Origin of the sequence: Pseudomonas sp. G.S.17, assembly GCF_038096165.1 — a bacterium.
Classification (GTDB): domain Bacteria; phylum Pseudomonadota; class Gammaproteobacteria; order Pseudomonadales; family Pseudomonadaceae; genus Aquipseudomonas.
This window is the reverse complement of record NZ_CP151076.1, coordinates 2213612-2240322: the sequence shown is the minus strand read 5'-3', so window position 1 is coordinate 2240322 and position 26711 is coordinate 2213612. Positions and strand designations below refer to the sequence as shown.

Genomic DNA, 26711 nt, shown 5'->3' with positions numbered 1-26711 from the left:
AATTTCGTACTATCGACAGATTGTCATACAGTCTTTACAAGCAAATTTTTTAGGTCAAAGCAGCGGATCAGTCGCCGTAACCCACCAGGGATTTCACTTCCAGGTACTCGCGCAAACCGAACTCGCCCCACTCCCGCCCGTTACCGGAGCGTTTGTAGCCACCGAACGGCGCGGCGAAATCAGCAGGCGGGTAATTCAGGTGCACGCTGCCAGCCTGCAAGGCGCGGGCGACATCGCGCGCCCGATCCTGATCAGCCGACTGCACGTACGCTGCCAGCCCATAAGGCGTGTCGTTGGCGATCTCAATCGCTTGCGCTTCGCTGTCGTAGGCGATCATCGACAGCACCGGGCCGAAGATTTCTTCCTGGGCAATCGACATCTGCGGCGTCACGTTGGCGAACACCGTGGGTTTGACGAAATAGCCTTTGGACAGGCCGTCCGGCTTGCCCACGCCACCGGTCACCAGTTGCGCGCCTTCGTCGATGCCGGCCTGGATCAACGCCTGCACCCGACGCCATTGCGCATGATTGACCAAAGGCCCGAGCTGGGTGGCTTCGTCGGTAGTTGCGCCAACCTTGAATGCTTCGGCGGCGTGTTTGGCGATCTGGATCGCATCGTCCATCAGGCCACGGGGGATCAACATGCGGGTCGGAATCGAGCACGACTGGCCGCTGTTGGTGAAGCAGGATGCGACGCCACGGGTTACGGCGTTTTGCAAATCCACGTCGTCGAGCAGGATATTCGCCGACTTGCCGCCCAACTCCTGGGCAACACGCTTCACCGTGTCCGCCGCTGATTTCGCCACCAGCACGCCAGCGCGGGTCGAACCGGTGAACGACAGCATGTCGATGTCCGGGTGCGACGACAGCGCGGCGCCAACGCCCGGCCCGTCGCCATTGACCAGATTGAACACCCCCGCTGGCACGCCCGCCTCGTCCAATACTTCAGCGAACAGCAGGCTGCTCAGCGGCGAATATTCACTGGGCTTGAGCACCATGGTGCAACCGGCCGCCAGCGCCGGGCCGACTTTCACCACGATCTGGTTGATCGGCCAGTTCCACGGCGTGATCAGCCCGCACACGCCCACCGGCTCGTAGCGCAATACCGTACTCCCCTGACGCTGCTCGAATTCGAAACGTTGCAGCACTTCAATCAACTGGTTCAGGTGCAGCCAGCCACGCGGCACCTGGAAATTGCGCGAGGCACTGATGGGCGAGCCCATTTCGAGGCGCATGGCCTGGGCGAATTCTTCCTGACGACGCTCATAAATCGAGACGATGCGGCCCAGTAAATCGATGCGCTGGGTAACGCTGGTTTGCGCGTACGCAGGCAAGGCCTTGCGCGCTGCGGCGACGGCACGGTCAACGTCCGTAGAATTACCCAGGGCAAGACGGTCGACGATGGTTTCCGTGGCAGGATCAATAACGTCGAACCACTCGGGCGCCGTGGGCTTCACCCATTGCCCATCGATGTAAAAATCGGCTGCATGAGACATATGCTTTGCTCCTGTGACGATCCGGTAAGCGAACGCGATTACTCGCCACCCTTGGCCAGCATCCGGTACATCTCGGTGTGGTCGGTGGTGGGCGTTGCGTCTTGTGCCACCTCGTCCCAGACCTTGATCGCGCGCTGGCCGAACAACAGCGGATAGTCCAGCGCATCCGACAGGCCCTTGGCGATCTTCAGGTCCTTGTTCATCAACTGCATCGAGAAGCCGGAAGCGAAGCTGCCGCTGAGCATGAATTGCTTGGCCTTGTTCAACGACGTGTTGCTGCCGCCGCTGGAGGCGTTGAGCACGTCGACCATCACGCCGGGATCGATACCGAAACGCTTGGCCACATGCAAGGCCTCGACAGTCGCCATCAGGCCAGCGGCAGAGACGAAATTGTTCAGTGCCTTGGCCGCATGGCCGGAGCCCGCTTCGCCAATGTGCAGGATGTTCTTGCCCATCGCGTCGAGCACCGGTTGACAACGCTGCATCACCGCCGGATCGCCACCGACCAGAATTGCCAGGCTGCCATCCACCGCGCGCTTCACACCGCCGGAGACCGGCGCATCCAGATACGCGAGGCCGATGCTGGCAAGTTTCTGCCCCAGATCGCGAGAGCGCGCCGGTTCCGAGGAACTCATATCGATGACCACGGTGTCGGCAGCCAAGGACGCGGCCCAGCCGGATTTACCGTCGGCGCCCAGCAATACGCTTTCGACGATGTTCGAGTTGGGCAGCATGGTGATCAAGACATCAAGGGATTTGGCGTTGTCGGCATCCAGCGCGGATGCGCCAAGAGCGGTCTGAATTTCCTGCAAACGCCCGGCATCGGCGTCGGCGAGAAACAGCTGAAACCCGGCCTTGCTCAGGCAGGTGGTCATCGGCAGGCCCATCATGCCGAGGCCGATGAAGCCGATGCGTTTTGGTTGAGTCATTTTCGCGCCCTATTGTTTTTGGAAACAGGTTCTTCAAAACGGGTTCACGGCGGCACCTGAAGTTTTTTCTGCTCGATGCGCGCCAGCAGTTGCGACAAAACTATATGACTGTCATACAATCGGTCAATAGGCTACTTTGCCTATTTCCTGATCGGCACTTACCAAAGGACCAGAAAATGATCGTTGAACTACGCATTTACCATTGCGCACCGGGCCGCCTGCCAGCGCTGCACGAACGCTTCAGCAAGATCACCTTGGGGTTTTTCGAAAAGTATGGAATTGAACAGGTGGGTTTCTGGACGTCACTGACCGGTGAGAGCAATCAGACCCTGACCTATCTGCTGAAATGGGACAGCCTTGCTGACCGGGAAATCAAGTGGAACGCTTTTCAGAGTGACCCCGAATGGATCGCCAAACGCGCCGAAAGCGAAGCCCAGTCGATCATCGTGCAGCGCATCGAAAACCAGTTCCTGACGCCGACCACGTATTCAGCGTTGCGCTGATTGTAGGGTGGGTGCTGTAGGAGGGGACTTGTCCCCGAAGAGGTCGGCGCAAACGCTGAAGATCTTTCTCGGCAGACCCGACGCCTTCCCGGACAAGTCCGGTCCTACCGAACGATACATAACTCGGTAGGAGTGAACGTGTTCGCGAGACAGTTGGCTCCTACAGGGAGCAATGGCCTGCGTACACAATCATTTATTGCACCGAATGAACGCCGTTCAGCGCCAGCAATTCCAATACGTTTTTCGAGGCGTTTTCCACGTGCAGCAACGCGGCGGCACACGCGCCGGGTTCATCGCGCAGTTGAATCATGCGCACGATTTCCTTCAGCTCAGCCAGGGTATGCACCATTCGCCCCTGACGACCGAGGGACAAGGCGCGCAGCAGGCTGACGCGGTTGTTCAACTGTTCCAGCATGCTGCCGACCACGTTGCTCTGCTCGATATCCAGCAGCACATGATAAAAGCGCCGCTTGATGTCCAGCAGCGCTGCGCCGTCGAGGGTTTCAGTGTGGGATTGCTCGACAAACTCGTCGAACACATCCGCCAGTTCGGTCACGTCTTCGTCAGTGGCGTAGCGCACGAAATTGCGCACGGCGAGCACTTCCAGCGCGCCGCGCACGTCGTAGATCTGAATCGCGTCCTTGGCATCCACTGATGCCACGTACGCCCCGCGATGGGGAACCTGCTCCACCAAACCTTCCGCTTCCAGTTGCCGCAGCGCTTCGCGCAACGAGGTGCGGCTGACATCCAGCGCCGTGTAGAGCTGCTGCTCCACCAGCCGATCACCGGGTTTGAACCGACCGGAGATGATTTCGTTGCGCAGCGCATCCTGCACCTGATGCCGCAAAGATGACGCCTGGCGTTGTACTTTCATGGTGTATTCCCTGAGACCTTTACATTCATTGCTGCGACGCCGCGCGGGCCGTCGCCTGGATCGAGCGTAACCAATCCTCATGATCGGCTGCGTTATACACAATCGTATTGTATTACAGCGGTTTTAGGCGAAATAATTCCTGGTCAACGGCCGGGATCAGCCCCTACGGAACTCATGCGGCGTAATGCCGCTATGGCGTTTGAAGACATGAGCAAAGTGACTTGGGCTGCCGTAGCCCACTTCGAGGGCGATATCGATGACGCTTAGCGTTGACTGCAACAGCAGTCGGCGCGCCACAGCCATTCGCATCTGGATGAAGTACTGCGATGGAGATTGCCCCGTTGCCCTGCGGAACAGGCGACTGAAATAAAACTCGCTCATGCCTGCTTCTGCTGCCAGCGCTGCCAGGCTGAACTCGGTTGCAAGCCCCCGCTCCATCCGACCAATCACCCGGTGGAGTTTGTGCGCGGGTAAAGCATTGGGCGGCCTGAGACCGGCGTGTTCGTCGCGGTAGTTGCGCGCCAGATGGATGGCGAGCGCCTGGGCAACGCCCTGTAGATAAAGCGAGCTGATCGGTCCAGGCCCTGTCACTTCCTGATGCAACACTCTGATCAACCGGGAAACGGGCGCATCTCGTGCGCCGGAGACATCCCGCAACTGCAGGTTATTGACCCGGCCCGCCAATACATCCCGCGCTGCCAGGTCCAACAGGCGCTGGCTCAGATAAACATGTACTACCTGAAAATCCGCGCCGCCCTGGGTTTCCCAACGCATTTCATAGGGCTCATGGGACATGGTGAGGAAGAAATCGTCGGCAGTCACTGCGTTGGCAACCCAGTCTTGACCGACCGCCCGCTCCTGCACCAGCGCGCTTCCTGACAACACCAGCACCAACAAAGGCTCGGCCACCGCCGGGACAATCAACGTCTGCTCGGTGCTGTGATGCGTATATACCTGCAACTGCACGTCAGGATAGGTAGAGGGATCTGCCGCCTCATGCGCGCCAGCGGGCAAATGCTCGGGCATTTCATGTGCCGGGATTCGAGCAGGACGTGCCGGAGTTTTCATGGATTTACCGATTTCATTGATGGGTCATTAATCATCCTGGCTGATTAAAAAGCAATATCCCGACAGTTCGACAGGACAGCGTCAGATGCCAATGCACGGATAAGCGACAGTGCTGGCGTCGTTCAGCAGCAATCACGCCGCTGAACCGGAAGCTGGAATCAATCATGTCTGATATGGATAAAGAGTTTGCAGGTCAGGTCGCACTCGTCACTGGCGCTGCCAGCGGGATAGGCCGCGCCGTTGCGCTATTGCTGCATGCACGGGGCGCCAGCGTGGTCGCCGAAGACAGAAATGCAACAGTGCAGGATCTCGCCCGGCCAGGCCTGGTGCCACTGGTTGCGGACATCACCGAAGACGGCGCAGCCGAAGCGGCCGTCGCCACGGCGATCAAGCATTTCGGTCGCCTGGACATTCTGGTGAACAATGCCGGGATCATCGTCAATAAACTGCTCATCGATATGACACGCGAGGAATGGGAGCGAATTCAGCACGTCAACGTCACGGCGGCGTTTCTGCACGCTCGCGAAGCCGTAAAAGCAATGATCCCTAACGGCGCCGGGGCAATCGTGAACATCGCCTCTTACGCGGCGTATCAGTCTTTCCCGACGATCTCGGCCTACGCGGCATCCAAGGGCGCGCTGGCCCAGCTGACACGGACCCTCGCCCTCGAAGTCATTGACCACGGAATCCGGGTGAACGCGGTCGGTTCCGGGGATGTCGTAACCAACATCCTCAATGAAATCGTAGATGACGGCCCGGCCTTTCTCGCCAGCCATGGAGAAACCACACCCATCAAACGCGCCGCTCAACCCGAAGAAATTGCTGAAGTGGTGGCATTTCTGGCTTCCAGTCGAGCGTCCTATATGGTTGGATCAGTGGTCATGGCCGATGGCGGGATGAGTGTCACTGCTGGCTGAGGGCTATCGAAAGCCGCCAATCCGCGATCCGCCACATCAGAACTAGCACATTACGAGGTTCGTCTCATGAGCAAAGCTGCCTATGTTCCCCCTACAGTCTGGAAAGATGATGCGCCGTCTGGTGGCCAGTTCGCCAATATCAACCGCCCGATTGCCGGACCGACCCATGACAAGGTATTGCCGGTCGGCAAGCAGCCGTTGCAGCTGTATTCGCTGGCCACGCCCAATGGCGTGAAGGTGACAATCCTGCTGGAGGAGTTACTGGCGCTTGGGCACTCCGGCGCCGAGTACGACGCCTGGCTGATTCGCATCAACGAGGGCGATCAATTCTCCAGCGGTTTTGTCGACATCAACCCGAATTCGAAAATCCCGGCGCTGCTGGACCGCAGCGTCGAGCCGGCGATCCGGGTTTTCGAGTCCGGTTCGATCCTGCTGTATCTGGCAGAAAAGTTCGGCGCACTCCTGCCCACCGATCTGGCTGGGCGTACCGAAACCCTGAACTGGCTATTCTGGCAGATGGGTGCAGCGCCCTACCTAGGCGGCGGCTTCGGGCATTTCTACCTGTATGCGCCGGAGAAGCTTGAGTACCCGATCAACCGCTTCACCATGGAGGCCAAGCGGCAGCTGGATGTGCTTGATCGACGACTTGGCGAAAGCGCCTATCTGGCTGGCGACAGCTATACCATCGCCGATATCGCGGTCTGGTCGTGGTATGGCCAGGTGGTGCTTGGCAACGTGTATTCGGCTGCGGAATTTCTTGCTGCCCACGAATACACCCATGTGCAGCGCTGGGCGCAAGAAATCGCCAAGCGACCTGCAGTGATTCGCGGCCTGCGCGTCAACCGGACCTGGGGCGATGAGGCCACTCAGGTGCCGGAACGGCATCAGGCCAGTGATTTGGGCTAGGCTTGCAAATGATTTTCTGTTTGCGAACTCGCGGTACGTTAAAACCATCTGTAGATACTTTGTCCGCGACGCGATTTACTTTTGCTTTGCTTTTCCGTGCCGCGATCTGGCAGACGCCGCCAAACGCGCGTCGGGAGGCTGAGCGCAGGTGTCGTGGTGTGGGGCGTCCGGCATGGATGCCGGTCGAGCGCCGTTGCGCCAGGGATGGCGCGTCGGCGCGTACCCACACCACGGCACCGGAGCGAAGGAACCCCTGCGAAGCAGGGGCCGGACGTCAGCGCAGAATGGTTTCCCCCCTTTGCCGAAACAAAGGGGGTCGACCGTCAGGGCGAAACCTCACTAAGCCGCACCGCAAATGCCGTTGGTGCCACCCGATTCGAAGCGGGGCTCCGAAACAATGACGCTGACCGATTCACGCTGGCGACATGAAAGGAGCGAACTTGTTCGCGAGACAATCACCCTGTTTACGCAGGACTAACACCTCGCCAACAAGTTGGCCCCTACAAACCCACCGGCGTCACCAGCTTTCCGTGCTCAAACCACGCGGCAAGATTCGCATAGACCAGATCCGCCATGGCCTGGCGAGTCTCGTGGGTGCCGCTGCCGATGTGCGGCAGCAGCACGACGTTATCCATCGCGATCAATTCGGCCGGAACATTAGGTTCGTCATCGAACACATCCAGCCCGGCGCCACCGATTTCAGATTCAAGCAACGCAGCCACCAACGCGGCTTCGTCAACGACGGTGCCCCGGGCAACGTTGATCAGAAATGACGACGGGCCGAGTGCGCGCAGGACTTCACGGTTGATCAAGTGTCGCGTGTCAGCGCCACCGGGAACGATGACGACCAGGTAATCCGCAGCCGCTGCGAGTTCCTGAAGATCAGCGTAATGAGCGTAGGAAACATCGGCATAAGGCCCGCTTGGCCGGAAATAGGCGACGTGCATATCGAATGCGCTGACGAGTCTGGCAATGGTTTTGCCGATTTTCCCCAACCCGACGATGCCGCAGGTTTTGCCATGCAGGTCGTTGCCCAGCGGGAATTTCGCCTGCTGCCATTTGCCCGCTCGCACGAAGCGTTCGGCTTCGCTGATGCGCCGTGACACGCAGAGCATCAGCGCGAGCGCGGTTTCGGCCACGGCGTTGTTGAGCACGTCGGGCGTGTTGCTCAACTGGATGCCGCGACCGGCCAGGTAAGCGGTGTCGACCGCGTCATAACCGACACCAAAACTGGTGATCGCTTCGAGATTGGGCAGCTTATCCAGCGTCGCGTTATCGGCACCGTACACACCGCTGGTAACCACGATGCGTATGGCTTCGGCGTGGGAAACCGCCCAACTGTCGAAGTCGACTATCTCCCAACGCTTGTGCACATTGACGTTAGCTTCCAGCGCCTGCATCAAGGACGCATGCATGGGACCCCAGACTAAAACATCGCTTTTGCTGTCGATCATCGTTGTTCATCCTTTTATAGAGGCTCTGGTCAGAGCCTCGCACACCAGGGCGCTGCAAGCCACAGCGCGGTTCAGTTCAGGGACGAGTTCCGACTTCGGCTTCCTGAGCTGTCCACGGCTTGACCTGTCCGCTGAGCGTCAGCCCCAAACCGGGCCGGGTTGGCACAAGCATTCGCCCGTCGCGGGTTTCCAGACGCTCGTTGAACAGCGGCTCAAGCCACTCGAAATGCTCGACCCAAGGCTCGGTCGGATAGGCAGCGGCCAGGTGAACGTGCAGTTCCATGGCGAAGTGCGGTGCGAGCATCAGACCTGCTTGCTCGGCCATTGCCGCGACTTTCAGGTAAGGCGTGATGCCGCCGACGCGCGGTGCGTCGGGCATCAGGAAGTCAGCGCCGCGCAGCTTGATGAACTCGGCGTGTTCGGCAACGCTGGTGAGCATTTCGCCGGTGGCAATCGGCGTATCGAATTGCTGCGCCAGCGCGGCATGGCCTTCCGCGTCGTAGCAGTCCAGGGGTTCTTCGATCCAGATCAGGTTGTGCTCTTCAAATCGACGGCACATGCGCTGCGCCGTTGGGCGATCCCATTGCTGGTTGGCATCGACCATCAGCGGGAAGTCATCACCCAGGTGTTTGCGAACCGTGCTGACGCGTTTGATGTCGATGGCGCAGTCCGGCTGGCCGACTTTCAGCTTGATGCCGCCAATACCCTTTTCCCGGGACAGGTCGGTGTTCTTCATCAACTGATCCAGCGGCGTGTGCAGGAAACCGCCGGAGGTGTTGTAGCAGCGCACCGAATCACGTTGCGCACCCAGCAAGCGGGCCAGCGACAGGTTGGCGCGCTTGGCTTTCAGATCCCACAACGCCACATCGAAGGCGCCGATCGCCTGGGTCGACATGCCGCTGCGGCCCACCGATGCGCCGGCCCAGCACAGCTTGGTCCACAACTTGGCGATGTCACTGGGGTTTTCGCCGATCAGCGCCGGGGCGATTTCCTTGGCATGGGCAAATTGTCCCGGCCCGCCGGCACGCTTGGAGTAGCTGAAGCCAAGGCCGCTATGGCCGTCAACGGTTTCGATTTCAGCGAACAGGATGACGATTTCGGTCATCGGCTTTTGTCGACCGGTCAGCACCTTGGCATCGCTGATCGGGTTGGCCAGCGGCAGAATGACCGACGAAACCCGAACCCAGGCAATGCGGTCATCATCAGCGGACTTGATGGATTGTTGTTGTGCGAGCATGGGTGCTCCCCTTCAATCGTGATGTCTTGAGCAGAGAATCAGATACCCGTCCGGATAAGGCGTGAGCATGCAATGATTGCGCAATCATCTACTGTTATAAAAAAGACGCTGCCCGATAGAACAGCCGACCTGTGGACGGATATTACACTGATTGCGCAATCATTCAACTACCAGGCAATCAACGTTTGCGGGGTTTTGCTCAGGTACTGGCGCGATCGATCAGGGTGAAACCAGTATCAATTCGCACCGGCTCGTGGCTGCCCGATGGATAGGCGAAGCGCTCAAGCAGCGCCTGGGCCACTTGCAGGCCGATTCTTTTGCCATCAACGCTGACCGTCGATAAGGCCGGGTACACCTGCGCCGCGCTGCTCAAATCGCCGAACCCCATCACCGCGAGATCCGAAGGCACCTGCATCCCGCGACTGGCGGCTTCCGCCAGCACACCCTGGGCCACGGTATCGGAGCTGCACACGACGATATCCGGTCGTACCGGCCGTTCCAGCAACCGCCGAAGCCCTTCCCTTCCGACTTCAAGCGTTGCCGGCGGAGCCAAAACCTCCATCGGCACTTCGTCCAGGCCCAAGCGTTTGAGCTCGGCAATCAGGCTATTGCAACGGCGCAAGCCACGGGGGTCACTGATGGTCACCACTGAAAACCGTTTGTAGCCCTTGGCGACCAGATGTCGCGCGGTCTCCTCCCCGACTTTTTCATGAGAGAAACCCACCAGCATGTCCAGCGGATCTTCACTCAAGTCCCAGGCTTCGACCACAGGAATGCCTGCCTGAGCAAGGCGCAAGCGGCTGGATTCGGTGTGCAGTGTGCCGGTCAGAACGATGCCATCCGGACGGCGGCCGAGGACGGCTTCCAGGAGTTTTTCTTCCTGTTCTGCGGAATAACCGGTTAGACCCAGCAGTGCCTGATAACCCGCTTCGGTCAGACGATCCATCAGCGATTGCACAGTGTCGGCAAAAATCGAGTTGGCAATGGTCGGCAGGAAAATCGCCACCAGACGGCTTTTGTTACTGGCCAGGCCGCCAGCCAGCATGTTCGACACATACCCGGTCTTGCGCACAGCCTCGCGGACCTTTTCCCGGGTTTCTTCGGTCACCAGTTCCGGTCGATGCAATGCCCTGGAGACAGTCATGGGTGAGACACCGGCAACCTTTGCCACATCAATCAATGTCAGGCTGGAGCCTTTCCTGGTTGCAGCCGACGACAAATCAATGGGGGATGCTGCGGGTTTCTTCGCCATGAACATTCCGAATCTGAAGCTCGATATCTGAAACTGCTGTGAAAGCAGGCTGTTAGCGCAGTGAATCTATCAAAGCCGCGCAGAACATTCACGATACTTGGTTTTGGCTTGAGGGATGCAAAGCCTGCGAGGCTGCATATCGGGGTATTACTTGAGCAACCAATACCCAATCCCGCCCCAGCATAAAACCGTCACCAGCAACCACAAGCGACTGGATTTTTGCCGAGGCCTGTCGCCATATCTGATTCGCAACTGCTCCTGAAATGACACCGGACAGATGGGTAGCGCACTGCACAGGCGTTGGTCCAGCGCGCGGGAGATATCCCCACAGTTACTGGGATAGACAAAATCGCGCGGCCGATCCGGATCACGCCGGACATAGCCATCGATCAGGACCTCACAGCTGCAATCGGTAATCGCAGTGATAACCACCGTAATGGATTCAAGCGGCACCGCCGCCGAACAACCGGCCCTGGCATCGATGATCAGGTTGAGAATGGATTCGTAGCGAACGTCCACGCCCAATTGCGGAAATACCTCCAGCAACGCCGTGTGAACAATGCCACCCGGATGCTGGTAATTCAGTTTCAGGGTTGACCCACCCAAGTGCATCGTCTTCAACCTCCGTGTCAAGACTCCCTACAGCATAGTCGCGGGCTGGGAAAGAACGCGGGTAGTTGATGGGGCTGAGAGATTGCCAACCATAGAAATCCGAAAAAACCCACGGGCTTACCAAGGAAAAAACTACGCGTGAAGTCTCAGCGCGCTGATGATGAAAGCATGAAGGCTGTTGACCGCTTTAGACCCGCGAGAGGCTCGGCTACGCAGAATCGAAACTTCCATAGGCTCAATGTTTCCCAGGCCGTGCTCGCTACCCAGGACTTGAAGCGATGCCTGCACGGTGCACTGAGTGATCGCGGCAATAGCGAGACCACCCTCAACGGCGGCCACCTGGCCAGCAAGGCTGGAGCTGTTGTATACCACCTTGAATTGGCGTCCCTGTTGGGTCAGCGAATTCACCGCATAATGCCGAGCCAGGCTTGCACTTTCGTAAACCGCGATAGGCACCGGGTCTCGCCGCCACAGTTCGAACTGTGCTGAGCCAACCCAGACCATGGGCTCCTTGAAGAGAAATGTACCGCTTTGAGGCGAGTCTCTGGACACCAGCGCAAGATCTAGATCGCCGCTTCGCACACGCGGGATAAGCGCGGTCGATTGTTCACAGGTCAGCTCTATTTCCACGCCTGCGTAGCGCGGCGAAAAACGCTTCAGAACCGGCGTGAGATACCGTGCTGCGTAGTCCTCAGCGACGCCAAGGCGAATTCGTCCGGTTAATTCTTCACCGTGAAAAGCCGCCTGGGTCTCGGCATGAAGGGCGAGCATGCGACGGGCGTAGGTCAGCAGCGTCTGGCCGTCAGCGGTCAGTCGCAGGTGCCTCGGGCCACGATTCAACAATTGACGTCCAAGCGCGGCCTCCAGCTTCTTCATCTGCATGCTGACGGCGGACTGCGATCTGTTGACCTCGTGGGCTGCGCCAGATAGCGAACCCGCATCCACCACTGCCACAAAGCACTTGAGCCAATCGATCTGCAAATCGCTGGCAGGCATCGCGGTTACCTCTATTCGTTAATCGAATGACCAAGACGTGAATTATGCGCTTTTCATGACGGTTGTTCACCCGCAGGATGCTGGCCTGAATCAATACATACCTGGATCTGATCATGCCATTCGAGACCTGGTTGCTCTATCTGGTTACCTGCTGCGGCATAGCGGTAGTACCGGGGCCCAACGCGCTATTGGTGCTGACCCATGGAGCCATTCACGGGAGTCGTAGAACGCTGTTCACCATCACGGGCGGCGTGCTTGGCTTTGCCGCCGTGCTTTCGCTTTGCGCCTTGGGATTGGGTGCGCTGATCCAGGCGTCGGCCAGCTGGTTCACAGCATTGAAGGTTGTCGGCGGGCTCTATCTGATCTGGTTGGGCTTCGGGCTGTGGCGGTCTGCGCCAGTCAGCCTTGATGCGACCGGGACCACAAGTTTCCGACCTTGGTCGCTGTTCCGCCAAGGGCTGGTATCGGCCATTTCAAACCCCAAAGCACTGCTGCTGTTCACCGCGTTTATTCCACCCTTCCTGGATCCGCACAGAAGCATCGTCGCGCAGACGATCACCATCGCGTTGACTTACGCAGTCGTGGAATTCGTCGTTGAATATTTGGTGGCCAGCGCAGCGCACCGCGTCAGACCCTGGCTGGCTCGCACCGGGCGCCGATTCAATAAAGTCTGTGGTGGTTTTTTTGTACTTTTCGGGCTGGCCCTGCCTATCCATACCTGACGGAAAGGCTGCTTGCGCGCGCCGAATCAAACCCCTTCTTGCACTTCATCTGCTGTTTTTTGCTCAGCCGACGGCAACGACTTTATTAGCTCGGCACGGCAAACCTCGAGTATTTCATCCGCCAGAGGAGAGTCATCCGGACAGGCCCTCGACAACATGACGGCACCTATCGCATGCGCGAGCAGATCGATCATTTTCGCTCGAACGTTTTGCTGCGGCTCCTCCTGGCCCGCCTGATACTTATCCTCGAGTGCTGCCAGCGTATTTTCGACTCCGCTGACAAACGTCCCCTTCAACTCATCTGACTGACGGGCAGCGTCGCCACACAGCGCCGCCATGGTGCAACCGCCTCCCCTGCCGTCGCGGTGATCTCTCGACACATACACATTGATGAAGCCCGCAACGTCGAGGTTGCAAGTGCTGGCGAGAGATTGTGAGAGGCTTTTTTCAGCGGCCTCGGCCATCAAATCCGCCTTGGAACCGAAGTGCTTGTAAAAGCCTCCCTGGGTAAAACCGGCAGTAGCCATCAGCTCCGCCACACCCACACCATCGTAGCCACGCTCACGAAATAGCTCTGAAGCCGTTTCCACTATACGAGCCCGGTTGGCGAGTGATTGGGTCTTGGTGATCTTCATTTCGCGCCCCTCAGCCTGATAAAACAATGGCCTGACTATACTCTGATGTCGATCATAATCAAAACTATTGACAGCTTTGATTATGATCGACATCATAAATCCGTATTGGCGAATCTCTACCAGCACGGCGCAGATCGCGTCATTGATTAACGGTTATGGAATCGATATGAACCACAAGACTTTGTTTGAGCCTTACAACCTCGGCTCGCTGACGCTTTCTAACAGAATCGTTATGGCGCCACTGACGCGAAACCGCGCTGGCGCGGGCTTTGTTCCGAGCGAATTGGCTGCCACCTATTACGGCCAGCGAGCTTCCGCCGGGTTGCTGATTTCCGAGGCTACCCAGATCTCACAGCAAGGACAGGGCTATCAAGATACGCCAGGGATTTATACCCAGGCGCAGATAGAGGCATGGCGTGCAGTCACAGAAGCCGTCCATGCGAAGGGCGGGCGTATTTTCCTGCAGCTGTGGCACGTCGGGCGAGTGTCCCATGTTGACCTTCAGGAAAATGGCGCAGCTCCGGTAGCACCTTCTGCGCTTCGCGCGGCGACGAAGGTTTTCGTCAACAACAGCTTCGTGGATGTCTCGCAACCTCGGGCCCTCGACATCGGCGAGCTTGCAGGAGTCGTCAAAGACTTTCGCCTAGCCGCAGCAAACGCGATTGCTGCAGGTTTTGATGGCGTAGAAATCCATGGAGCGAACGGCTACTTGCTTGACCAGTTCCTCAAGGACGGAGCGAATGTGCGCACCGATGCCTACGGTGGCTCGGTTGAAAATCGCGCTCGTTTGCTACTGGAAGTCGCAGCGGCTGTAGTCAGCGAAATCGGTGCTGAGCGAACGGGTATTCGGATCTCTCCAGTCTCCCCCGCCAATGATGTTTCCAGTAGCGACCCGCAAGCTCAATTCGACTACCTCGTCGATCAACTCGACGTGCTGGGCCTGGTTTACCTGCATGTGGTCGAAGGCGCCACCGGCGGGCCGCGCGATGTGGCGCCCTTTGACTTCAACTCCTTGCGTCGACGCTTCAAAAATACCTACATCGCCAACAATGGCTACGACCTGAATCTGGCCACCTCGACGCTGATCGAAAACAAGGCCGATCTCATTGCCTTCGGTCGTCCATTTATTGCCAACCCTGATTTGGTTGAGCGACTCAAGACCGATGCCGTTTTGTCTGCATTTGACCCGACTACCTTGTACGGCGGCGGCGCAGCCGGCTACATCGACTACCCGACGCTCGCTGAGAGCACTCACCAAAACCACTGACAAAATCACTGTTGCTCGCCTTCCGAGCGATACGTGTGAATCGCCAATCGATATCTACAGCAGAGAATCTTGCCATGACCAAGCCTACTACCGTTTTGATTACCGGCGCCTCCACTGGCATCGGCGCCACCTATGCAGAGCGCTTTGCGCAACGCGGACACAGTCTCGTACTGGTAGCCCGCGACAAAAAACGCCTGGACGCCCTCGCGGCGCAACTGCGTGAAAAACACAATGTATCCGTTGATGTGCTCCAGGCCGACCTGACCCAAAGCGGCGACCTGACGACGGTGGAAACACGTCTGCGCGATGATTCCAGTATCGGCATCCTGGTAAACAATGCAGGCGCCGCGCAATCCGGCAGCTTTATCGAACAGTCCACTGAAAGCGTTGCCCAGTTGGTTACGCTGAACACGACTGCACTGGTAAGGCTTGCCAGCGCTATCGCCCCACGCCTGGCCCAAGCTGGGGACGGCGCGATTATCAACATAGGTTCGGTCGTTGGCCTGGCGCCTGAGTTCGGCATGACGGTCTACGGCGCGACCAAGGCCTTCGTGCTGTTCCTGTCACAGGGCATGAGCCTGGAGCTGGCGCCCAAAGGTGTCTACGTGCAAGCCGTTTTGCCAGCAGCCACTCGTACCGAAATCTGGGAGCGAGCGGGTATCGACATCAACACTCTGAATGACGTCATGGAAGTGGGTGATCTGGTTGATGCGGCACTGGTTGGTTTTGATCGTCGCGAGCCGGTGACTATCCCACCATTGCAGGATGCCGACCGCTGGGATGCCCTGCAGGCTGCGCGCCAGGGTTTGCTGTCGCAGATTCGGCAAGCCGAAGTCGCCGAGCGCTACAAAGCCAGACAGTAAAACATCGTGAAGCAGGCGCTTGTGCAAGAGCGCCTGCCCAACATGACAAATCATGATTCGAGACCTCAACCACAATCACCACAGGATTGGTCGATGCCGCGAGCCAATGCTATGAGAGTTGAATCGACATGAAGGCATTTACCATCGACCGTTACGGTAAAAACAATGGACGCATAAGCGAGGTACCCGCCCCTGAAATCGGTGCCCATGACGTTCTTGTTCAAGTGCATGCGACCAGCGTCAACGTGCTTGATTCGAAGATCAGGAGAGGCGAATTCAAACTGATCCTGCCGTATTCGTTCCCGTTGATACTGGGCAATGACCTTGCTGGTGTGGTGGTTGGCGTGGGCTCCGCTGTGCGGCGCTTCAAGCCGGGTGATGAGGTTTATGCGCGCCCTCCTGAACAGCGCATCGGCACATTTGCCGAGCTGATCGCGGTGCCCGAAGAAGCACTTGCGCTGAAACCCAGAAACATCAGCATGGAAGAGGCCGCCTCGCTCCCACTGGTTGCGCTCACGGCCTGGCAGGTACTGGTTGAAACCTCCAGGCTGAAAAAAGGCCAGAAGGTCTTTATCCAGGCTGGCTCCGGTGGCGTCGGCAGCATTGCTATCCAGCTCGCCAAGCATCTGGGCGCCTTTGTCGCGACAACCACCAGCACAAACAATGTTGAATGGGTCAAGGCGCTGGGAGCGGACATTGTCATCGACTACAAGAAGCAAAAGTTCGAAAGCGTCCTGCAGGACTACGACGTCGTATTGAACAGCCTGGGCGCTGATGAACTGGAAAAATCCCTCAGCATTCTCAAGCCGGGAGGCCAGCTCATTTCGATCTCCGGGCCACCGACACCACAGTTCGCTGAAGAGCAAAGACTGTCCTGGGTATTCGGTTTGATCATGCGTATGTTGAGCAGCAGCATCCGCAGCAAGGCGCGCAAAAAAAATGTCAGCTATGCGTTTGTCTTTATGCGTCAGAGCGGTGCTCAACTCGATGAAATAACGGCGTTCATCGAGTCCGGAATCATAAAGCCGGTGATCGACCAAACCTTCCCTTTCGAGTCGACAGCCAAGGCGTTGAGCTATGTCGAACAAGGGAGATCAAAAGGCAAGGTAGTGATTAAGCTGGTCTGACCCTAATGGATTGCGCGCAAGCTGACGGTGGCCGGACGAGCACCAGGCAACGTACGCATCTGGTGATGCCGAACAAGCTGCAAAGTGGTGCCAAATCCAGCGCCAACTTACACGGACGCCTGCAATAGTTGCGGACGTTTTGCCTGATGCAACGGCCTTGCGCCACTAAACCCCAGATACGAAAAAGCCCTGAAATATCAGGGCTTTAGCGTTTCAAAAGTGGCGGAGACATAGAGATTCGAACTCTAGGACCTGTTACAGTCGGCAGTTTTCAAGACTGCTGCCTTAAACCACTCGGCCATATCTCCACTTGCATTGCGGGCGCCATAATACCCGAATGAAACACGCTGTCAAACTCTCTGGGTAGCCGTTTGCGAGCTCTCTGTTATGATCTTTGCAACTCAACATTTCAACCACTAGGAGTTTCGCCATGCGCGAACAGGATTACGCAGTTAATAACGGCGTGCAGGCCGATCAGATAGAGGTTAGCCGCGTCCTGCGCAACACGTACGGTCTTCTGGCCCTAACCCTTGCATTCAGTGGCGTCATGGCTTTTGTCGCCCAGCAGATGCGCGTGGGCTATCCCAACATTTTTGTGGTGCTGATCGGCTTCTACGGCCTGTTCTTCCTCACCAACAAGCTGCGTGATTCGGCATGGGGTCTGGTTTCGACCTTCGCCTTGACCGGTTTCATGGGTTTCCTGCTTGGCCCGATCCTCAATCGTTATCTGGGCATGGCTGGCGGTGCTGAAATTGTCAGCTCGGCGTTTGCCATGACGGCGCTGGTGTTTGGTGGCTTGTCGGCGTACGTGCTGATCTCCCGCAAGGACATGAGTTTCCTTGGCGGCTTCATCACTGCTGGCTTCTTCGTGCTGCTGGGCGCAACGCTGGCGAGCTTCTTCTTCCAGATCAGCGGGCTGCAACTGGCGATCAGCGCGGGTTTCGTGCTGTTCTCCTCCGTCTGCATCCTGTTCCAGACCAGCGCGATCATTCACGGTGGCGAGCGCAACTACATCATGGCGACCGTCAGCCTCTATGTATCGATCTACAACCTGTTCATCAGCCTGCTGCAAATCTTCGGCATCATGAGCCGCGACGATTGATAGATGGCCAAGCGTCAACAAAAAGCCCGCATTGCGGGCTTTTTGCTGTCCAGAGCCTGTGAATTCTTTATCATTGCCGGAGTTTCTCTGAACGAGCATCCCATGAAGTTCGCCATTGCCCTTTTTTCCGCCGCACATGCGCCCTCTTCTCGCCGGGCACTTTTGTTTGCCCAGGCTGCACTGGCGGGCGGACATGAAATCGTGCGGCTGTTTTTTTACCAGGATGGCGTCTACAGCGCTTCAACCAACGTCGTCGCGCCTCAGGACGAACAGGACATCGCTGCGCAATGGCGCGAATTCGTCAGCGCGAATCAGCTCGATGGTGTCGTCTGCATCGCTGCGGCCTTGCGTCGTGGGGTATTGAACGAAGAAGAAGCGCAACGTTATCAGCGACCTTCTGCCAATCTCACCGCACCCTGGGAGCTTTCCGGGTTGGGTCAGTTACACGACGCCGCACAGTCAGCCGATCGCCTTATCTGTTTCGGAGGGCCTTGAGATGGCCAAGTCATTACTGGTGATCAGCCGTCAGGCGCCCTGGTCTGGATTGAGCGCGCGCGAAGCATTGGACGTCGTGCTGGCGGGCGGCGCATACGATTTACCGATCGGGCTGCTGTTCATGGATGACGGCGTTCTTCAGCTCAATCAAGCGCAGGACGCGACCGCCGTGCAGCAGAAAGACCTTACGGCGAATCTCAAGGCACTGGAGATGTTTGGCATCGAAGATATTTTTGCCTGTGGGAAAAGCCTTGCCGAGCGCGGGATGTTTCCCGGCAACTTGAACAGTGCTGTTCGCCAGCTTCCCCAGGAGCAGGATATTTCCGAACTCATCGATCGCTACGACCACGTGATTACAATCTGATGGCCACCTTACATGTGTTATCCCATTCCCCATTCGCCGACAGCCGCTTGACCAGCTGTTTGCGCCTGCTTGGCCGCAATGATGCGCTGTTGTTGTGCGGCGACGCCACCTACGCGCTGACGCAGGCAACCGCGCCGTTGCAGGCACTGGAAGATCGCGTCAATACCTTTGAGCTGTATGCCCTTGAAGAAGATATTCAGGCGCGCAACATGGCGGTTCCAAGCTGGGTAAAGCGTGTGGATTATGCGCAATTTGTCGAGCTTTCGATCCGTTACGACAGGGTCAACACGTGGCTATGAAACATCTGACGGTCGAAGGACGCAGTATTGCCCTGGACAAGGACGGCTTTCTCGCCAACCTCGACGATTGGTCGCTGCCGGTCGCTGATGCTTTGTCCATTCAGGAAGGCATCGAGCTAAGCCCTGAGCATGTGGAAATCCTGCAAACGCTGCGCGACTTCTATGCCGAGTTCCAGCTGTCACCCGCGACCCGGCCACTTATCAAATACACCGCATTGAAGCTCGGCCCCGAAAAAGGCAACAGCATGCACCTCAATCGCCTGTTCAACGGCACTCCTGCCAAACTCGCCGCCAAGCTGGCGGGCCTGCCAAAGCCGACCAATTGCATATGACTGAATACGCCCCGCTCACACTTGAAACTCCCGCTGAGCACCCTTTTGCGCCCTTCGTGCGTATTCTTGGCAAAGGCAAGCGCGGGGCCCGCAACATGACGCGCGAGGAAGCTCGCGAAGCCATGGGCATGGTGCTCGACGAAAAAGTCGAAGACACGCAACTGGGTGCTTTCCTGATGCTGTTGCGCCATAAGGAAGAAAGCGCAGAAGAGCTGGCGGGGTTCACCGAGGCGGTGCGCGAACGGCTGAATGCGCCGCCATTATCCGTGGACATCGACTGGCCGACCTATGCCGGCAAAAAGCGTCATCTGCCGTGGTATCTGCTGGCTGCCAAATGCCTGGCGCAGAACGGCGTGAAGGTGCTGATGCACGGCGGCGGCGCGCATACCGCCGGACGTTTATATAGCGAACAGCTGCTGGGATTACTGGGCGTTCCACTGGCTCGAAACTGGCAGGAAGTCGGCTCCGCGCTTGAACAACATAATCTGGCGTTCATCCCTCTCGCTGACTGGGCGCCGCAATTGCAGCGCATGATCGATCTGCGCAACACGCTCGGCCTGCGCTCGCCCATTCACTCGCTGGCACGAATCCTCAATCCGCTGGGCGCGCGTTGTGGTTTGCAGAGCATTTTTCATCCGGGCTATCAGAGCGTTCATCGCGACGCCAGCGGCTTGCTCGGCGACCATGCCATCGTGGTCAAAGGTGACGGCGGCGAAGTTGAAATCAATCCTGACACCATCAGCCATCTTTATGGCACCACCGATGGACAGCCCTGGGACGAAGAATGGCCTGCACTCTCGGATCGTCGCCATGTGAAGCCCGCAACGCTGGACCCGCAACAACTGATCGCTTTGTGGAAAGGTGAGGTGCAGGACAGCTATCCGCAGCTCGCGCTGATTTCCACCATCGCACTGGCCTTGCGCGGTCTCGGCTTACCCCGAGATGAAGCCTTTGAACGTGCGGAGCAGTTTTGGGCAAATCGAGATACATCGATTTAACTGATCGTTACGCCCCACCCTTTGCGCTTTTTGTTCGAACGAATCGGCCTAGACTGTCCTCCAAAGCACGTAATCAACGAATTTGGAGTCAGATATGGGCCTTCTCGTAGAAGGACGCTGGCACGACCAGTGGTACGAAAGCAGTAAAGACGGGGCGTTTCAGCGAGAGCAAGCGCAGCGCCGTAACTGGATCACTGCGGACGGCAAGCCCGGCCCTTCCGGCGAAGGCGGCTTCAAGGCCGAAGCCGGTCGCTATCACCTCTATGTCTCGCTGGCCTGTCCATGGGCCCACCGCACGCTGATTTATCGCAAACTCAAAGGGCTGGAAAGCCTCATCGATGTTTCGGTGGTCAGCTGGTTGATGCGCGAAAACGGCTGGACCTTCGACGTTGAAAGAGGCTCCAGCGGCGATCCCCTCGACAACCACAATTTCCTGTACCAGCGTTACCTGGCTGATACCGCTGATTACACCGGGCGTGTCACCGTGCCGCTGCTGTGGGACAAAAAGCTGCAACGTATCGTCAGCAACGAGTCGGCTGAGATCATTCGCATGTTCAATTCAGCGTTCGACGGGCTGACCGGCAATCGCCTGGACCTGTACCCCGACGCTTTGCAGCAACCGATCAATGAACTGAACGACCGCATCTATCCTGCCGTGAATAATGGCGTTTACCGTGCCGGTTTTGCGACGTCGCAAGGTGCTTACGAAGAAGCCTTCGACGATGTGTTCACAGAACTTGATGCTCTCGAAAAGCTGCTGAGCGAAAAACGTTACCTGACCGGTGAATACCTGACCGAAGCCGATATTCGCCTGTTCACGACCATCGTGCGCTTCGACCCGGTGTATCACGGTCATTTCAAATGCAACCAGCGCCGTATCGCCGACTACCCGAATCTGCGCAACTGGCTTCTGGAGTTGTATCAGTGGCCGGGCGTGGCTGAAACGGTCGATTTCGAGCACATCAAGCATCACTATTACGCCAGTCACAGCACCATCAATCCGACCGGCATAGTGCCTAAAGGTCCGCAGCAGGATTTGAGCGCAGCCCATGATCGGGAGCGCCTGACAGGACGCAACATCTGGCACAAAACCGGGCAATAAAAAACGCCGGACTGCTTGAAGACTCTCGAATCAGAGGCCTCAAACGGTCCGGCGTTTTTGCGTGCGTTTCTAGAGGATCAAACGCTAGCCTGAGCCCCTTCGAACCAGGCCAGTTTCTCACGCAACTTGACCACTTCGCCCACAATCACCAGGGTCGGCGCATGGACTTCATGTTCGGCGACCAATTGCGGCAAATTCGCCAATGTTCCGGTGAACACCCGCTGATTGACCGTGGTGCCTTGTTGAATCAGCGCTGCAGGCGTATCAGCGGAGCGGCCATGTTTGATCAACTCTTCGCAGATAATCGGCAGACCGATCAGACCCATGTAGAACACCAGCGTCTGGCCGGGCGAAACAAGATCAGTCCACGGCAGATCGGTGGTGCCATCTTTCAAGTGACCGGTCACGAAACGCACCGATTGCGCGTGATCCCGATGAGTCAGCGGAATCCCGGCGTAGGCCGCACAGCCGCTGGCGGCTGTGATACCCGGCACGACCTGGAACGGAATGCCGTGGGCCGCCAGTTCCTCGATTTCCTCGCCACCACGCCCGAAGATGAACGGATCGCCGCCCTTCAAGCGCAGTACACGTTTGCCCTGCTTGGCCAGATCCACCAATTGGCGGTTGATCTGATCCTGAGGCAAAGCGTGATCGGCGCGCTGCTTGCCGACGTAGACTCGCTCGGCATCGCGACGGCACAGGTCCAGAATCGCCGGCGCCACGAGTCGGTCATACAGCACCACGTCAGCTTGCTGCATGAGGCGCAAGGCACGGAACGTCAGCAAGTCCGGATCACCCGGCCCTGCGCCGACCAGATACACCTCGCCGGGTGCATGCGGCGGCTCGCCCGCAACCTTGGCCATCAGCAGACGTTCTGCTTCCGCGCCCTGCCCGGCCAGTTGTCGATCAGCAATCGGCCCCTGGAAAACCTCTTCCCAGAAAGCGCGACGCTGGGTGACGTCCGGATACAAATTCTTCACCTGACTGCGAAAGCGCGCTGCCAGGCCGGCCAACTGACCATAAGTCGACGGAATCCAGGTTTCCAGCTTGGCGCGAATCAACCGCGCCAGCACCGGAGCATCACCGCCGCTGGAGACGGCAATGACCAAGGGCGAGCGGTCAACGATGGCCGGGAAGATCACGCTGCACAGCGCAGGCGCGTCGACCACGTTCACCGGTACGCAACGCAACTTGGCATCCTCGGAAACCTGAGCGTTGAGCGGTTCGTCATCGGTGGCGGCGATGATCAGCACGCAGCCATCAAGATCGCTTTCGCGGTAGCCGCGAAGAAGCAGCTGGCCACCATTGCCCTTGACCAACTGCGCCAGTTGCGGCTCGATTTCAGGCGCAACCACTCGCAATAGCGCCCCAGCGTCGGCGATCAAGCGGGATTTGCGCAGGGCAATCTCGCCACCGCCCACGACCAGCACTTGGCTGCCACGCAGGTTATGGAACAGCGGCAGAAATTCCATTTAGCCGATGACCTCGATACCGCCCATGTAAGGCTTGAGTACTTCAGGCACGCGAATCGAACCGTCAGCCTGCTGGTAGTTTTCCAGCACAGCGACCAGGGTGCGGCCGACTGCCAGACCCGAACCGTTCAGGGTATGCACCAGTTCCGGCTTGCCGGTATCCGGATTGCGCCAGCGAGCCTGCATGCGCCGCGCCTGGAAATCACCGCAGTTGGAGCACGACGAAATTTCGCGGAATTTGTCCTGGCTCGGGATCCAGACTTCCAGATCGTAGGTTTTCACTGCGCTGAAACCCATGTCGCCTGTGCACAAGGCCAGTACGCGATAAGGCAGCTCAAGCAATTGCAGGACACGTTCAGCGTTGCCGGTCAGCGACTCAAGCGCTGCCTGGGACTGATCCGGCGCGACGATCTGGACCATTTCGACCTTGTCGAACTGGTGCTGACGAATCATGCCGCGGGTGTCACGGCCCGACGCGCCCGCTTCACTGCGGAAGCACGGCGTATGCGCGACGAACTTCAACGGCAGCTGTTTGGCGTCGAGGATCTCGCCGGAAACGATATTGGTCAGCGACACTTCCGCCGTCGGGATCAGGTACAGATCCGCCTCGCCTTCGCGGGAAATCTTGAACAGATCCTCTTCGAATTTTGGCAACTGGCCAGTGCCTTGCAGCGCCGGCGCTTGAACCAGGTACGGCGTGTAGGCTTCTTCGTAACCGTGTTCGTAGACATGCAGATTGATCATGAACTGCGCCAGCGCGCGGTGCAGACGCGCGATAGGTCCGCGCAGCAAGGCGAAACGGGCACCGGAAAGCTTGGCGGCGGTTTCAAAGTCCAGCCAGCCGAATTTCTCGCCCAGCGCAACGTGGTCTTGAACGGCGAAATCGAACACAGCCGGCGTGCCCCAGGTGCGGACTTCTACGTTGTCGTCTTCGTCCTTGCCAACCGGCACGGATTCGTGAGGCAGGTTCGGCATGCTCAGCAGCATCGCGTCCAGCTCGGCCTGGATCGCGTCCAGCTCCACTTTGCCGGTGCTCAGCTCTTCGGCCATGCGCTCGACGTCAGCCATCAACGGCGCAATGTCTTCGCCACGCTGCTTGGCCTGACCAATGGATTTGGAACGGGCATTACGCTCGGCCTGCAATTGCTCGGTGCGGGTCTGTACCGTCTTGCGCTGGGTTTCCAGCGCTTCGATACGGGCTACATCCAGTGTAAAGCCACGGGAAGCCAGGCGATCCGCTACGTCCTGAAGTTGAGTACGTAACAGTTTGGAATCGAGCATATCGTTCTCTCGTCTATCAAAGTCTGGTCAGGGACAGGCCAACCCACGTCGCGAGCAGCCCGCCGAACACGCTGATTCCTGCATAGCCCAGGGCCAGAGGCATTTGCCCGCTTTCCAGCAGGCGCAGCGTATCCAGTGAAAAGGATGAAAAGGTCGTTAGACCACCTACAAAGCCGACAATCAGCCCGGCGCGAATCTCGATGGGCACTTCCGGGCGCAACAGGAACAGCCCGTAAAGCACGCCAATGATCAGGCAACCGACGATGTTGACCGCCAGTGTCGCCGTATAAAAATGGCGCGGCCAGTTCGCGCTGACCCAAGTGCCAGCAGCGAAGCGCAATAATGTACCAGCGATACAGGCAACCGACACCGCAAGAATCGTTCTGATCACAACTACTTTCTCCGCTGCCGGGGGCTCGCTGCGTCCAACGCAGCCAGATGGCGCAATTTTTCGCCGATTTTCAGTTCCAGGCCGCGAGGTACCGGCTGGTAATACTGGCGCGGTTCGAGCTCGTCAGGAAAGTAGTCTTCGCCGGCTGCGTAGGCATCCGGCTCGTCGTGGGCATAGCGGTATTCTTCGCCGTAACCCAGTTGTTTCATGAGTTTGGTCGGCGCGTTACGCAAGTGCAGCGGGACTTCGAGAGAACCGTGCTCGGTCGCTTCGCGCATCGCCGTCTTGAAGGCCATGTACACCGCATTGCTTTTCGGCGCACAGGCCAGATAGACAATCGCCTGCGCCACCGCCAGCTCACCTTCCGGGCTGCCCAGCCGCTCCTGCACATCCCAGGCGGACATGCACAACGGCAGCGCGCGTGGATCGGCATTGCCGATGTCTTCACTGGCCATGCGTACCACACGGCGCGCCAGATACAGCGGATCGCAGCCGCCATCGATCATGCGCGCGAACCAGTACAGCGCCGCATCAGGATTGGAGCCGCGAATGGATTTATGCAGCGCGGAAATCTGGTCGTAGAACGCTTCGCCGCCCTTGTCAAAGCGACGTCGGCTGTCACCCAGCAGGCTTTGCAGCAAGTCGAGACCGATTTCCGAGCCGTCTTCAGCCAGATCAGAGGCGTTCTCCAGCAGATTGAGCATGCGTCGACCATCGCCATCGGCGGCGGCCATCAGCATCGCAAAGCCTTCGTCGCTGAGGCTCAAACGGTGCTGACCCAACCCACGGTCTTCGGTGAGCGCACGCTGCACCAGCTTGCGCAACGCCGATTCGTCGAGACTCTTGAGCACATACACCCGCGCGCGGGACAGCAAGGCGTTGTTAAGTTCGAACGAAGGATTTTCTGTGGTGGCACCGATGAAAATCAGGGTGCCGTCTTCGACATAGGGCAGGAACGCGTCTTGCTGAGACTTGTTGAAGCGATGCACTTCGTCGACAAACAGGATTGTGCGGCGACCGTATTGCCCGGCCTGCTGCTTGGCCACTTCGACGGCCAGGCGAATTTCCTTCACGCCCGCCAGCACTGCTGAAACGGTTTCGAAATGCGCATCGGAAACCTTGGCCAGCAGCCGCGCCAACGTGGTTTTGCCAACGCCCGGCGGCCCCCAGAAGATCATCGAGTGCAGCGCGCCCTGCTCCAACGCTTCACGCAATGGTTTGCCGTGGGCAAGCAAATGCTCCTGGCCGACGTATTCGTCCAGGTTGGTCGCACGCAAGCGTGCGGCCAGCGGCTGAGCGATCGGATCACTTCGAAACAGGTCCATGGGCGACGTTTAAAACCTCTTATTCCTGAATGACATCAGCGCCTTTCGGAATCTGGAACTGGAATTTGCTCGCCGCGATCGGCTCATTGGCCTTCACGCCAGTGAACAGGATATTGGTGCGCTGACCTACGCTGTCGATCAACTGCATGTCGTTGATGATGCCGTTGCGGAACGACAGACGCAGGCTGTCGAACAGCGTGTCCTTGGTCTTGGGCTTGAGCACGAAGTCGATCACGCCGCCCGCTTCCTTGGACGAGATGTCAAAGCTTTCGCTGATCTTCGATACGTCGCCGGACAGCAGCAGCGCCGGGGTTTGAGTCAGGCGCTGGTCCAGGGTCTTGATCGTGACTTGCTCAAGATCGGGGTCCCACAGCGAAACCTTCTTGCCATCGGAAACCATCAGTTGTTCCTGTGGCGCATCGGTGTGCCAGTTGAACAGGCCCGGACGCTGCAAGGCCATCTGCCCGGCCGTTTCCTGCAACTGAGTGCCGCTGCCATCCAGGGTCAGCTGGGAGAATCGTGCGGTAAGGGTCTGGGATTTTTCCAGCAACTGGGTCAGCCGCGCGACATCCTTGCTGTCGGCATGGGCCGGGATCGCGGAAAAGGTCAGTGCAGTTACCAACAACATGCGGATAAGACGCATGGGAGTCCTCATTGAGTTCGGTGAAATCCCGCCGACGCATCCAATGCATC

Annotated in this window: 30 protein-coding genes and 1 tRNA gene; 15 read left to right on the top strand and 16 right to left on the bottom strand. The window is 58.2% G+C overall.

What is annotated here, in order from left to right; all coding sequences use genetic code 11:
* Positions 1-67: 67 nt before the first annotated feature.
* Positions 68-1495, bottom strand: a complete 1428-nt coding sequence (locus AABC73_RS10300; RefSeq protein WP_341523478.1) for an aldehyde dehydrogenase family protein — start codon at positions 1493-1495, stop codon at positions 68-70.
* Between the two features lie 38 nt (positions 1496-1533).
* A complete protein-coding gene (locus AABC73_RS10295) occupies positions 1534-2424 on the bottom strand; it encodes an NAD(P)-dependent oxidoreductase (RefSeq protein ID WP_341523477.1) in 891 nt (296 codons plus the stop codon).
* Between the two features lie 176 nt (positions 2425-2600).
* Between AABC73_RS10295 and AABC73_RS10290 the strand changes: the two genes are divergently transcribed.
* Positions 2601-2927, top strand: a complete 327-nt coding sequence (locus AABC73_RS10290; protein WP_341523476.1) for an NIPSNAP family protein — start codon at positions 2601-2603, stop codon at positions 2925-2927.
* A 193-nt stretch (positions 2928-3120) separates the two neighbouring features.
* Here the strand turns inward: AABC73_RS10290 and AABC73_RS10285 are convergent, their stop codons facing one another.
* On the bottom strand, positions 3121-3801 hold the full coding sequence (locus AABC73_RS10285) for a GntR family transcriptional regulator (protein WP_065833811.1): 681 nt from the start codon (positions 3799-3801) through the stop codon (positions 3121-3123).
* Between the two features lie 156 nt (positions 3802-3957).
* The gene (locus AABC73_RS10280) at positions 3958-4869 is read right to left on the bottom strand and encodes a helix-turn-helix domain-containing protein (RefSeq protein WP_341523475.1); all 912 of its coding nucleotides are present in this window, start codon (positions 4867-4869) and stop codon (positions 3958-3960) included.
* A 164-nt stretch (positions 4870-5033) separates the two neighbouring features.
* Here AABC73_RS10280 and AABC73_RS10275 point away from each other — a divergent pair, with 164 nt between their 5' ends.
* Both AABC73_RS10275 and yghU read left to right on the top strand, forming a co-directional pair.
* Positions 5034-5786 carry an SDR family oxidoreductase gene (locus AABC73_RS10275; protein WP_341523474.1) on the top strand — a complete coding sequence of 251 codons (753 nt, stop codon included), beginning with the start codon at positions 5034-5036 and terminating at the stop codon, positions 5784-5786.
* Between the two features lie 66 nt (positions 5787-5852).
* A complete protein-coding gene (gene yghU / locus AABC73_RS10270) occupies positions 5853-6692 on the top strand; it encodes a glutathione-dependent disulfide-bond oxidoreductase (protein WP_331152075.1) in 840 nt (279 codons plus the stop codon).
* A 500-nt stretch (positions 6693-7192) separates the two neighbouring features.
* Here the strand turns inward: yghU and AABC73_RS10265 are convergent, their stop codons facing one another.
* From AABC73_RS10265 to AABC73_RS10255, 3 genes are all read right to left on the bottom strand, one after another.
* A complete protein-coding gene (locus AABC73_RS10265) occupies positions 7193-8146 on the bottom strand; it encodes a 2-hydroxyacid dehydrogenase (RefSeq protein ID WP_341523473.1) in 954 nt (317 codons plus the stop codon).
* A 76-nt stretch (positions 8147-8222) separates the two neighbouring features.
* Entirely contained in the window at positions 8223-9383 is a 1161-nt protein-coding gene (locus AABC73_RS10260) for a mandelate racemase/muconate lactonizing enzyme family protein (protein WP_065833806.1), read from the bottom strand.
* A gap of 199 nt (positions 9384-9582) precedes the next feature.
* Positions 9583-10527: a LacI family DNA-binding transcriptional regulator gene (locus AABC73_RS10255; RefSeq protein ID WP_341523472.1), complete on the bottom strand. Its 945-nt coding sequence runs from the start codon at positions 10525-10527 to the stop codon at positions 9583-9585.
* Here AABC73_RS10255 and AABC73_RS10250 point away from each other — a divergent pair.
* Complete coding sequence (locus AABC73_RS10250) at positions 10526-10666, top strand: hypothetical protein (protein WP_331152108.1); 141 nt, start codon at positions 10526-10528, stop codon at positions 10664-10666. The genes AABC73_RS10255 and AABC73_RS10250 overlap by 2 nt on opposite strands.
* A gap of 116 nt (positions 10667-10782) precedes the next feature.
* Here AABC73_RS10250 and AABC73_RS10245 read toward each other — a convergent pair whose 3' ends face one another.
* Positions 10783-11241, bottom strand: a complete 459-nt coding sequence (locus AABC73_RS10245) for a hypothetical protein (protein WP_341523471.1) — start codon at positions 11239-11241, stop codon at positions 10783-10785.
* A 138-nt stretch (positions 11242-11379) separates the two neighbouring features.
* The gene (locus AABC73_RS10240) at positions 11380-12243 is read right to left on the bottom strand and encodes a LysR family transcriptional regulator (RefSeq protein WP_341523470.1); all 864 of its coding nucleotides are present in this window, start codon (positions 12241-12243) and stop codon (positions 11380-11382) included.
* 113 nt (positions 12244-12356) lie between these two features.
* On the opposite strand from AABC73_RS10240, the gene AABC73_RS10235 reads away from it, so the two are divergent.
* Positions 12357-12965: a LysE family translocator gene (locus AABC73_RS10235; RefSeq protein ID WP_341523469.1), complete on the top strand. Its 609-nt coding sequence runs from the start codon at positions 12357-12359 to the stop codon at positions 12963-12965.
* Positions 12966-12991: 26 nt separating this feature from the next.
* Here the strand turns inward: AABC73_RS10235 and AABC73_RS10230 are convergent, their stop codons facing one another.
* On the bottom strand, positions 12992-13600 hold the full coding sequence (locus AABC73_RS10230; RefSeq protein ID WP_341524208.1) for a TetR/AcrR family transcriptional regulator: 609 nt from the start codon (positions 13598-13600) through the stop codon (positions 12992-12994).
* A 166-nt stretch (positions 13601-13766) separates the two neighbouring features.
* Between AABC73_RS10230 and AABC73_RS10225 the strand changes: the two genes are divergently transcribed.
* The 3 genes from AABC73_RS10225 (at position 13767) to AABC73_RS10215 (ending at position 16857) form a co-directional block, all read left to right on the top strand.
* Positions 13767-14867 (top strand): alkene reductase, encoded by a 1101-nt coding sequence (locus tag AABC73_RS10225; RefSeq protein ID WP_341524207.1) that lies wholly within the window; start codon positions 13767-13769, stop codon positions 14865-14867.
* A 74-nt stretch (positions 14868-14941) separates the two neighbouring features.
* The gene (locus AABC73_RS10220; RefSeq protein WP_341523468.1) at positions 14942-15730 is read left to right on the top strand and encodes an SDR family oxidoreductase; all 789 of its coding nucleotides are present in this window, start codon (positions 14942-14944) and stop codon (positions 15728-15730) included.
* 128 nt (positions 15731-15858) lie between these two features.
* A complete protein-coding gene (locus AABC73_RS10215; protein WP_341523467.1) occupies positions 15859-16857 on the top strand; it encodes an NADP-dependent oxidoreductase in 999 nt (332 codons plus the stop codon).
* A gap of 220 nt (positions 16858-17077) precedes the next feature.
* On the opposite strand, the gene AABC73_RS10210 is transcribed toward AABC73_RS10215, so the two are convergent.
* A tRNA-Ser gene (locus AABC73_RS10210) sits at positions 17078-17165 on the bottom strand.
* A 122-nt stretch (positions 17166-17287) separates the two neighbouring features.
* On the opposite strand from AABC73_RS10210, the gene AABC73_RS10205 reads away from it, so the two are divergent.
* From AABC73_RS10205 to AABC73_RS10175, 7 genes are all read left to right on the top strand, one after another.
* Positions 17288-17959: a Bax inhibitor-1/YccA family protein gene (locus AABC73_RS10205; RefSeq protein WP_341523466.1), complete on the top strand. Its 672-nt coding sequence runs from the start codon at positions 17288-17290 to the stop codon at positions 17957-17959.
* 102 nt (positions 17960-18061) lie between these two features.
* Positions 18062-18454, top strand: a complete 393-nt coding sequence (tusD, locus tag AABC73_RS10200; RefSeq protein ID WP_341524206.1) for a sulfurtransferase complex subunit TusD — start codon at positions 18062-18064, stop codon at positions 18452-18454.
* Position 18455: 1 nt separating this feature from the next.
* A complete protein-coding gene (tusC, locus tag AABC73_RS10195) occupies positions 18456-18818 on the top strand; it encodes a sulfurtransferase complex subunit TusC (RefSeq protein ID WP_341523465.1) in 363 nt (120 codons plus the stop codon).
* A complete protein-coding gene (tusB, locus tag AABC73_RS10190; protein WP_341523464.1) occupies positions 18818-19117 on the top strand; it encodes a sulfurtransferase complex subunit TusB in 300 nt (99 codons plus the stop codon). The genes tusC and tusB overlap by 1 nt, the downstream gene beginning before the upstream one ends.
* A complete protein-coding gene (locus AABC73_RS10185; protein ID WP_341524204.1) occupies positions 19114-19449 on the top strand; it encodes a TusE/DsrC/DsvC family sulfur relay protein in 336 nt (111 codons plus the stop codon). The genes tusB and AABC73_RS10185 overlap by 4 nt, the downstream gene beginning before the upstream one ends.
* On the top strand, positions 19446-20447 hold the full coding sequence (locus AABC73_RS10180) for a glycosyl transferase family protein (RefSeq protein WP_341523463.1): 1002 nt from the start codon (positions 19446-19448) through the stop codon (positions 20445-20447). The genes AABC73_RS10185 and AABC73_RS10180 overlap by 4 nt, the downstream gene beginning before the upstream one ends.
* Before the next feature lie 94 nt (positions 20448-20541).
* A complete protein-coding gene (locus AABC73_RS10175; RefSeq protein WP_341523462.1) occupies positions 20542-21549 on the top strand; it encodes a glutathione S-transferase family protein in 1008 nt (335 codons plus the stop codon).
* 77 nt (positions 21550-21626) lie between these two features.
* Here AABC73_RS10175 and cysG read toward each other — a convergent pair whose 3' ends face one another.
* From cysG to lolA, 5 genes are read right to left on the bottom strand one after another with little or no spacing between them, the layout of a single operon-like run.
* Positions 21627-23021 carry a siroheme synthase CysG gene (cysG, locus tag AABC73_RS10170; protein ID WP_341523461.1) on the bottom strand — a complete coding sequence of 465 codons (1395 nt, stop codon included), beginning with the start codon at positions 23019-23021 and terminating at the stop codon, positions 21627-21629.
* Positions 23022-24302, bottom strand: coding sequence for a serine--tRNA ligase (gene serS / locus AABC73_RS10165; RefSeq protein WP_341523460.1), 1281 nt, complete (start codon positions 24300-24302; stop codon positions 23022-23024).
* A gap of 16 nt (positions 24303-24318) precedes the next feature.
* Positions 24319-24693, bottom strand: coding sequence for a fluoride efflux transporter CrcB (crcB, locus tag AABC73_RS10160; protein ID WP_341523459.1), 375 nt, complete (start codon positions 24691-24693; stop codon positions 24319-24321).
* 2 nt (positions 24694-24695) lie between these two features.
* Entirely contained in the window at positions 24696-26018 is a 1323-nt protein-coding gene (locus AABC73_RS10155) for a replication-associated recombination protein A (protein WP_020290223.1), read from the bottom strand.
* A gap of 19 nt (positions 26019-26037) precedes the next feature.
* A complete protein-coding gene (gene lolA, locus AABC73_RS10150; RefSeq protein WP_341523458.1) occupies positions 26038-26661 on the bottom strand; it encodes an outer membrane lipoprotein chaperone LolA in 624 nt (207 codons plus the stop codon).
* Between the last annotated feature and the right edge of the window lie 50 nt (positions 26662-26711).